6 protein-coding genes and 1 pseudogene are annotated in these 8,476 nt (G+C 50.4%); all 7 read left to right on the top strand.

What is annotated here, in order from left to right:
- Positions 1–237: 237 nt before the first annotated feature.
- Positions 238–1,194: pseudogene (locus OCH80_RS09880) on the top strand (ABC transporter substrate-binding protein); the annotation flags it as partial.
- 221 nt (positions 1,195–1,415) lie between these two features.
- Entirely contained in the window at positions 1,416–3,074 is a 1,659-nt protein-coding gene (locus tag OCH80_RS09875) for a peptide ABC transporter substrate-binding protein (protein WP_404540563.1), read from the top strand.
- Between the two features lie 444 nt (positions 3,075–3,518).
- A complete protein-coding gene (opp3b, locus tag OCH80_RS09870; protein WP_404540560.1) occupies positions 3,519–4,439 on the top strand; it encodes an oligopeptide ABC transporter permease in 921 nt (306 codons plus the stop codon).
- 21 nt (positions 4,440–4,460) lie between these two features.
- Complete coding sequence (locus OCH80_RS09865) at positions 4,461–5,492, top strand: ABC transporter permease (RefSeq protein WP_302187739.1); 1,032 nt, start codon at positions 4,461–4,463, stop codon at positions 5,490–5,492.
- Between the two features lie 11 nt (positions 5,493–5,503).
- Complete coding sequence (locus OCH80_RS09860) at positions 5,504–6,547, top strand: ABC transporter ATP-binding protein (protein WP_154549007.1); 1,044 nt, start codon at positions 5,504–5,506, stop codon at positions 6,545–6,547.
- Positions 6,548–6,561: 14 nt separating this feature from the next.
- Complete coding sequence (locus OCH80_RS09855; protein ID WP_302187737.1) at positions 6,562–7,515, top strand: ATP-binding cassette domain-containing protein; 954 nt, start codon at positions 6,562–6,564, stop codon at positions 7,513–7,515.
- A 186-nt stretch (positions 7,516–7,701) separates the two neighbouring features.
- Positions 7,702–8,376 carry a DUF975 family protein gene (locus OCH80_RS09850; RefSeq protein ID WP_404540557.1) on the top strand — a complete coding sequence of 225 codons (675 nt, stop codon included), beginning with the start codon at positions 7,702–7,704 and terminating at the stop codon, positions 8,374–8,376.
- The last annotated feature ends 100 nt before the right edge of the window (positions 8,377–8,476 follow it).

Genomic DNA, 8,476 nt, shown 5'->3' with positions numbered 1-8,476 from the left:
TTAGAAAGGAGAAAGGCGCGCTCCCCCCTCGATTGAAATCGAAGGTTTCCGCGCGACACATATTCATGAAAACGCCCCTTGTCTGCCTGAAAAAGTCCTCTATAATTGGAGCATACAGGTTTTAAGCAAAAATTAACAAGTGTGTCGTTTCGCGAAAAGAAATGTTTGCTGGATGTGTTGCCAACCGCCGGGGACACGGCCAGCGAAGAACAGATCGCCAATACCTATGAAGGGCTCTTCCGGCTGGTCAAGAATCCGGATTACTGGGACAAGAAACAGGTTAAGCTGGATGAGATCAGCTACTCAGTCCAAAAGACCCCGTCAACCGACTACAACCTCTACCAAAGCGGCAAGCTGGACGCGGCCCTGCTTGATACCCAGGCGGCCAAGCAGCTGAAGGGGAAGAAGGGCTACACGGTCTTGACCATGGGCAACACGACCTACTTGACCTACAACTTCAAGTACAAGATGTTCAGAAACGTCAACTTGCGCCGGGCCATTTCCCTGGCCCTGAACCGCAAGCAGCTGATCTCCACGATCGGGGACTACAACACCCAGGCCAAGAGCTTCTCAGCTACCAATGTGGTCTTGGAAGGGCGGAATTTTGCCAAGTACGTGGAAAGCCACGACGCGGCGGGGAACAAGTACCTGGACGTGAACAAGGCCGCGGCCAAGAAGTACTTTGCCAAGGCCTTAAAGGAACTGGGCGTCAAGAAGCTCTCCTTTAACCTGCTTGGCGACGATGACGACGTCTACAAGAAGGAAACGGAGTTCATTCAAAGCGCTCTGTCCCAAACCTTTGGCAGCAAGCTTTCCGTGTCGGTCACCAACCTGCCAAAAGAGACGCGCCTGTCTCGGCAGAGTGCCGGCAACTTCCAGGTCTTCTTGGGCGGGCTGACCTCCGACTTCCCAGACCCATACCACTTCCTGTCCTACTTGACCACGGACCAGCCTTACAACTTTGGTAAGTGGTCCAACGTATCCTATGACCGAGCCATCAAGGCTTCATTGACGATGGACAAGGACAAGCGCCAGGCAGCCTTGCTCAAGGCGGAACGGATCATCGCGGACCAGCAGCCGATCACTACCCTCTTTCACCTGGGTCAGGCTTGGATGATCCGCGCTAACGTTAAAGGCGTGGTCTTTAATGGCGAGTACCCGGACTTCAAGCACGCTTATGCCGTGAAGAACTAGCGTATTTCCTGGGAAATATTGTCCAAAAAGCTAAAGCAAAAAATGAAGTACAAGAGACGGCAGGCTGACCTGTCGTCTTTTTGCATGCTTGTAAATAGGAAAGGTCTTCGGTATAATCGACTTATCAGGTTTTAATCATTATTTAATGTGGATTATTTGTTAGCTTTAAGCTTGTTGTGTCATTTTTCGGTTAATTTAGTTTAATAAGAGGAATACATGCCATGAGCAATTTTAAGAAAATCATTTCTGGAATCATGATCGCCGCTAGTGCCTTGCTGCTGGGGGCTTGCGCCAAGTCCAGCTCCAATTCCAGTTCATCCAATTCCAAGGCCCCGGTTGGGACGAGCTATGAAAAGTCGATCAACTGGATGACGACTTCCGAATTGGAAAGCCTGGACCCGGCCAAGGCGGACGACACGGCCAGTGAAGAGCAAATTGCCAACACCTATGAAGGGCTTTACCGCTTGGGCAAGAACTCCAAGGCTGAGCCGGGCGTGGCAGTAAGCTCATCCGTTTCCAAGGATGGCTTGACCTGGACCTTCAACCTGCGCAAGAACGCCAAGTGGTCCAACGGCGATCCAGTTACCGCTGACGACTTCGTCTATGCTTGGCGGCGGCAAGTTGACCCGAAGACGGCTTCAAGCCAGGTCAACAACTACCAGGGGATCAAGAACGCCATCAAGATCTCCGAAGGCAAGAAGAAGGTAAAGACCTTGGGCGTCAAGGCCGAGGGCAAGTACAAGCTGGTCGTGCAGTTTGAAACGCCAGTGCCTTACTTCAAGGTCGTGACCGCCATCAGCTTGAAGCCATTGGACTCCAAGGCTGTCAACAAGTATGGCAAGAAGTACGGGACCAAGTCGGAATACGCCGTCTACAACGGACCCTTCACGTCTGCCGGCTGGACTGGGTCAAGCTTGACCTGGAAGCTGGCCAAGAACAAGTACTACTGGGATGCTAAGAACGTCAAGCTGGACTCCGTCAACTACTCAGTCCAAAAGACGCCTGCAACCGACTACAACCTTTACCAGACCGGCAAGCTGGATGCAGCGATCCTCGACACCCAGGCCGCCAAGTCCATGAAGGGGAAGAAGGGCTACACGGTGCTGACTTTGGGCAACACCACCTACCTGAGCTACAACTACAAGAAGGAAAAGATGTTCAGAAACGCCAACTTGCGCCGGGCCCTGTCAATGGCCATCAACCGCAAGCAGCTTCTGGCCACGATCGGGGACTATAACACCCAGGCCACGACCTTCTCAGCTACCAACGTCGTGCTTGACGACGAAAACTTCGCGGACTACGTGGAAAAGCACGACACGGACAACAACAAGTACGTCGAATACGACAAGACTGAAGCCCAGAAGTACTTCAAGAAGGCGCTGAAGGAGCTCAAGACCAAGAAGATCTCCTTCACTTTGATGGCTGACGACGATGATTCCTACAAGAAGCAGACGGAATTCATCCAAAGTGCCCTGACTGAAGCCTTTGGCGACCAGATCTCCGTCTCCGTTTCCAACCTGCCAAAGACCACCAGAGTTGCCCGCCAGCTGGCTGGCAAGTACCAAGTGGTTCTGGGCGGGCTGACTTCCGATTTCCCAGACCCATACCACTTCCTGTCATACATGACCAGTGGCCAGGCCTACAACTTCGGCAAGTGGACCAACAAGTCCTACGACAAGGCAGTCAAGGCCTCATTGACCATGAATAAGCAAAAGCGCAAGGCGGCCCTGCTGAAGGCTGAACAGATCATCATCAACCAGCAGCCAGTCAGCCCGCTCTACCACATGGGCCAGGCCTGGATGATCCGGCCAAATATCAAGAATCTGGTCTTCAATGGCGAATATCCTGACTTTAAGCACACATATGCGGTGAAGAACTAGGGATATAGGCATAGACCGTGCTATAATATAAAGTCGAGATGCTGTTTCTATAGCACTCGGCTTTTTGTTTTTTAGGTTTTTTAGCGATAATTTTAGGGAGGATGTGGTCAATCGTCCGGAAAAGGGCAGCAACAGCAATTAGTCCGCTTAAATTATTAAAGAATTTGTTTTTTAGCTGGCCGCTTGTCACCGCAAGCTTTAAACGAAAAAAGGCCAAATGGGGTAAAAAGCTAAAAAACTAAGTTTAATTTGGGTTAAAAAGATTAAAACTACAAGTATGATAGTTTTGCCAAAGATTTTTTATAGGGCAAAAGCCTTGACAGACTTGACCTGAAGGGGGTTGGTCCGATATCATCTTATGGTAATTTCTACAATATTTGGTATAATAAGAAAAACATTAAAAATGTAATGTTGATTAAAACAAAAGTGTAAGGGAGCAATAATATGGCTAAATACTTACTTAAACGTATTTTCTACATGATCCTCACTTTGTTCCTCGTTGCGACGATCACCTTCTTCTTAATGAAGATGATGCCTGGTTCACCATACGCAAACGAAGCAAAGATGACGGCAACACAAAAGGCTATCATGAACAAGCAATACGGCTTGGATAAGCCTGTCATTCAACAATATATAACCTATTTGGCAGGCGCGGCTCATGGTGACTTTGGGATTTCCTTCCAATACAGCAACCAGCCGGTTTCAAGCCTGATCGGCGCCCGTTTGGGTGCTTCAGCCCAATTGGGTCTGCAAGCCTTGATCGTCGGCGTTATCCTCGGGATCATCATCGGTTCTATCGCCGCTATGAACCAAGGGACTTGGATCGACTCAACGGCCACTATTCTTTCCATCATCGGCAAGTCTGTTCCTAACTTTGTTTTGGCCGTGCTGCTGCAGTACTACATTGGCCTGAAGCTGGGCTGGTTCCCAATCGCCGGCTGGGGCACGGCGGGCGAAACGATCATGCCAACCATCGCCTTGTCCGTAGGGCCTTTGGCGGAAACGGCCAGATTCATCAGAACGGAAATGGTCGACACTTTGAGTTCTGACTACGTTGAATTGGGCAAGGCCAAGGGCTTGAGCCGGATCGAAGTCATCCGCAAGCACACCCTGCGCAACTCAATGATTCCATTGGTTACCCTGATCGGGCCTTACGCTGTTGCCTTGATGACTGGTTCCATGGTTATCGAAAACATCTTCAACATTCCTGGGATCGGTGAACAATTCACCAAGTCAATCCTGACCAACGACTACCCAACCATCATGGGCGTAAGTATGGTCTACTGCTTCGGCCTGGTTGTCATCCTGCTGATTACTGACATTGTCTACAGCTTGATCGACCCACGGATCAGACTGACTGATTAATAGAAAGAGAGGACGAATAGAATGGATCAAAACGCAAACGACGTGAAGATCACGGCAGACGCTTTCGAACCTGCCCAAAAAGGCGATACGCAAAGTGCTGAACACATCTCTGGCCCTTCACTTTCCTTCATGCAAAATGTCTGGATCAGATTTAGACAAAACAAGGCGGCGATGATTTCCGCTGTCATCATCATCGTAATGGTGGTAATCGCCTTTGGCTCCAGCTTCTGGATCAACAACGCCAGTCTGGTTAAGTCAGCACCGCAATACGCCAACCTGCCAGCCAAGTGGAAAGGCTTTGACTGGCTCAACGGCGTCAACGGGAAGATCAAGCAAAACGGCGTTTGGACTGACGCTTACGCTTCAATTCCTGCCGGCAAGTACTTCATGGCTGGGACTGACTACCTTGGCCGTTCACTTGCCCAAAGAATTATCTATGGTACTAAGATTTCATTGATCGTTGCCATTGTCGCAGCCTTCTTCGACCTGGCCATCGGGGTTACCTACGGGATCATCTCCGGCTGGAAGGGCGGCATGACTGACAACATCATGCAACGGATTATCGAAATCATTTCTTCAGTTCCTACCCTGGTTATCGTGGTGCTGATGCTGGTTGTCTTGAAGCCCGGCATCACTTCCATCATCCTGGCCCTGGCCATTTCCTCATGGACGACCATGGCCCGGCAGATTCGGGCCGAGACCTTGTCGCTGAAGAATGAAGAATATGTTTTGGCAGCACGTTCGCTTGGTGAATCAACCTTCAAGATTGCCACTAAGCACTTGATTCCAAACCTTTCAAGTATCATCATCATTCAAACCATGTACACGATTCCAAGTGCCATCTTCTTCGAAGCCTTCCTGAGCTTCATCGGTATCGGTATCTCCGCGCCGGAAACTTCTCTGGGTGTGCTTTTGAACGAAGGGCAGAAGAACTTCCAATTCCTGCCATACCAAATGTGGTACCCAGCAACGGTTCTTTGCGTACTGATGATTGCCTTCAACCTGCTTGGCGACGGTTTGCGTGATGCCTTCGACCCTAAGGGCCAAAGATAAGGGAGACGAACATGGCAAAAAGAATTTTAGACGTTAAAAACTTAGCAATTGACTTCCACACTTATGCCGGTGAAGTTAAGGCCATTCGTGACGTATCCTTCCACCTGGATGAGGGGGAAACTTTAGCGATCGTTGGCGAATCCGGCTCAGGCAAGTCAGTTACGACTCGTTCCATCATCGGCCTTTTGGCCAAGAACGCGCAAATCATGAGCGGGCAGATCTTGTTCCACGGCAAGGACCTGCTGAAGATTTCTGAAAAGGAATGGCAAGAAATCCGGGGCAACCAGATCGCGATGATCTTCCAGGACCCAATGACTTCCTTGGACCCAACCATGAAGATCGGCCAGCAAATCGCTGAGCCTTTGATCAAGCACAAGGGCGCTTCCAAGAAGGAAGCCTGGGCCAAGGCTTTGGAAATGATGAAGGCCGTTGGGATTCCTAACGCTGAAGAGCGGATCAACGAATACCCGCACCAATTCTCAGGTGGGATGCGACAAAGAATCGTGATCGCCATTGCCTTGATCTGTGAGCCGGAAATCCTGCTGGCTGACGAACCAACGACTGCCTTGGACGTAACCGTTCAGGCAGAAATCCTGGACTTGATGAAGGACTTGCAAAAGAGAGTCAAGACTTCCATTATCTTCATCACTCACGACCTGGGCGTCGTAGCCGGCATGGCTGACCGCGTCAACGTCATGTACGCTGGTGAATTCCTGGAAAAGGGGACGGTTGACGAAATCTTCTACAACCCACAACACCCTTACACTTGGGGCTTGATCAACTCAATGCCAACCTTGACCAGTGAACGCCTGGAATCAATTCCAGGTACTCCGCCAGACTTGCTGGATCCACCAAAGGGTGACCCATTCGCGCCAAGAAACAAGTACGCGCTGAAGATCGACACGGAACTGAAGCCGCCATTCTTCAAGGTTTCAGAAACCCACTGGGCTGCAACCTGGTTGCTGCACCCAGACGCTCCAAAGGTTACCCCGCCAGCTGAAATTCAACGCCGCTGGGCGCACTATAAAGAGATCCAAGCTGAAAAGAAGGACTAAAGGAGAGCCATAATATGCCAGAAGAAAGAAAAAAGATTTTAGAGGTCAAGCACCTGAAGCAATACTTCAAGAACGGCCGCAACGTCACCAAGGGTGTCGACGACGTCAGCTTTGACATCTATGAAGGTGAAGTCTTCGGCCTTGTTGGTGAATCCGGTTCAGGCAAGACCACCACTGGCCGCGCGATTTTGCAATTGTACAAGCCAACGGCTGGTGAGGTCCTCTTTGAAGGCAAGGACGTGACTAAGCTGCATGGCCGGGAAGAAAACTTGGCCTTCCGCCGGGACGCCCAGATGATCTTCCAGGACCCATACGCTTCCTTGAACCCAAGAATGACCGTTGAAGACATCATTGCTGAAGGGCTGGACATCCACCACTTGGTCAAGAGCAAGGAAGAACGCCGCAAGCGCGTTGAAGACCTGCTGGAAACGGTTGGGCTGAACAGAAACCACGCTTCCCGTTTCCCACACGAATTCTCCGGTGGTCAGCGGCAAAGAATCGGGATTGCCCGGGCCCTGGCCGTTGAACCGAAGTTTATCGTAGCCGACGAACCAATTTCCGCCTTGGACGTTTCCATTCAAGCCCAAGTCGTCAACTTGATGATCGAACTGAAGAAGCAGCGCAACCTGACTTACTTGTTCATCGCCCACGACTTGTCAATGGTTAAGTTCATCTCTGACCGGATTGGCGTTATGCACTACGGCAAGTTGCTGGAAGTCGGCGACGCGGATGAAGTCTACGACCACCCATTGCACGACTACACCAAGAGTTTGATTTCCGCCGTACCACAACCAGACCCAGAAATCGAACGCAACCGTCACCGGATTGACTACGAATACGGCAAGTTCGAAGGCGACGGCAAGGACGACCAACGCTCCATGCACGAGATCCGTCCAGGCCACTTCGTGAAGTGTACTGACGATGAAGTTGCCTACTACGAAAAGGTTGCTCAAAGCTACGAGAACTAGTCGCGCCTTACTAAAGTAAGAAAAAAGAGCTCACGCTGAGCTCTTTTTTGTGCTACTTTAAGCTTTTCCGCCTGCTTTTGCTGGAAAAATTAATCCCTTTTTTACGATGTGCCATGTCAAGTTTGCTATAATTGTATTAAGAGAACGGTTACATTACTGTAAACGCCAATCCGGGAGGTGGAAACAATGGCAGACGCAATTAAAAAAATCGACCGGGCCGCCTTGAAGAGCATGGCCAAGGGCAAGCTGAAGGGCAACTGGGGCTGGGCGGTCAGCCTGACTCTGGTCAGTGCCGTGATCTTAGGCATCTTCGACAGCTTTCCGGCCTTCTTCACAGTTTCTGAAGACAACTCCGTCAATATCGCGACTATGGGTTCAGGCACCTTTGGCGCAATTTTAAGTGGCTTGATCACCGCTGGGATCGCCTATACTTATTTGAGTTTTGCTGACCAGGGAGAGAAGGGCAACATCTTCAGCGGGATTTTTGCCGGCTTTACTCATGGCCGCTTCATTCCGACCCTTTTGAACACTTTCTTGACTGCCTTATTTACGTCCTTGTGGACCTTGCTGCTCATCATTCCTGGGATTATTAAGTCCTACAGCTATGCCATGGCACCATACATCATGAAAGATCTGCTGGATGCAGGCAAGGAGCCAGAGCCGACTGAGGCGATCACGAAGAGCCGGGAATTGATGAATGGGCACAAGTGGGAACTATTCGTGTTTGACCTGAGCTTTATGGGCTGGACCCTGCTGGCCTGCTTGACTTTGGGCATCGGCTTCTTGTGGGTGCTGCCTTACTACAACGCCGCCCACGCGGGCTTCTACCGCGCCTTGGCCGGCGAGCGGTTTAAGAGCTAGCAGCTAAGCTTAAAGCAAAATTACATGAAAAAACCGCTCAAGTTCTGATATGACCCCCGAAATTAGGACACTAATTTCGGGGGTTATTTTCATGACTAAA

This window comes from Lactobacillus sp. 23-2 (assembly GCF_044902225.1).
Lineage (GTDB): Bacteria > Bacillota > Bacilli > Lactobacillales > Lactobacillaceae > Lactobacillus > Lactobacillus absianus.
Note: the sequence above shows the minus strand (reverse complement) of the source record. Positions and strands in the feature narration are given on the sequence as shown.

Bases quoted from the DNA above. Each gene is read 5' to 3' on its own strand.
- OCH80_RS09875 (WP_404540563.1), top strand. From the start codon at position 1,416: ATGAGCAATTTTAAGAAAATCATTTCTGGAATCATGATCGCCGCTAGT.
- opp3b (WP_404540560.1), top strand. From the start codon at position 3,519: ATGGCTAAATACTTACTTAAACGTATTTTCTACATGATCCTCACTTTG.
- OCH80_RS09865 (WP_302187739.1), top strand. From the start codon at position 4,461: ATGGATCAAAACGCAAACGACGTGAAGATCACGGCAGACGCTTTCGAA.
- OCH80_RS09860 (WP_154549007.1), top strand. From the start codon at position 5,504: ATGGCAAAAAGAATTTTAGACGTTAAAAACTTAGCAATTGACTTCCAC.
- OCH80_RS09855 (WP_302187737.1), top strand. From the start codon at position 6,562: ATGCCAGAAGAAAGAAAAAAGATTTTAGAGGTCAAGCACCTGAAGCAA.
- OCH80_RS09850 (WP_404540557.1), top strand. From the start codon at position 7,702: ATGGCAGACGCAATTAAAAAAATCGACCGGGCCGCCTTGAAGAGCATG.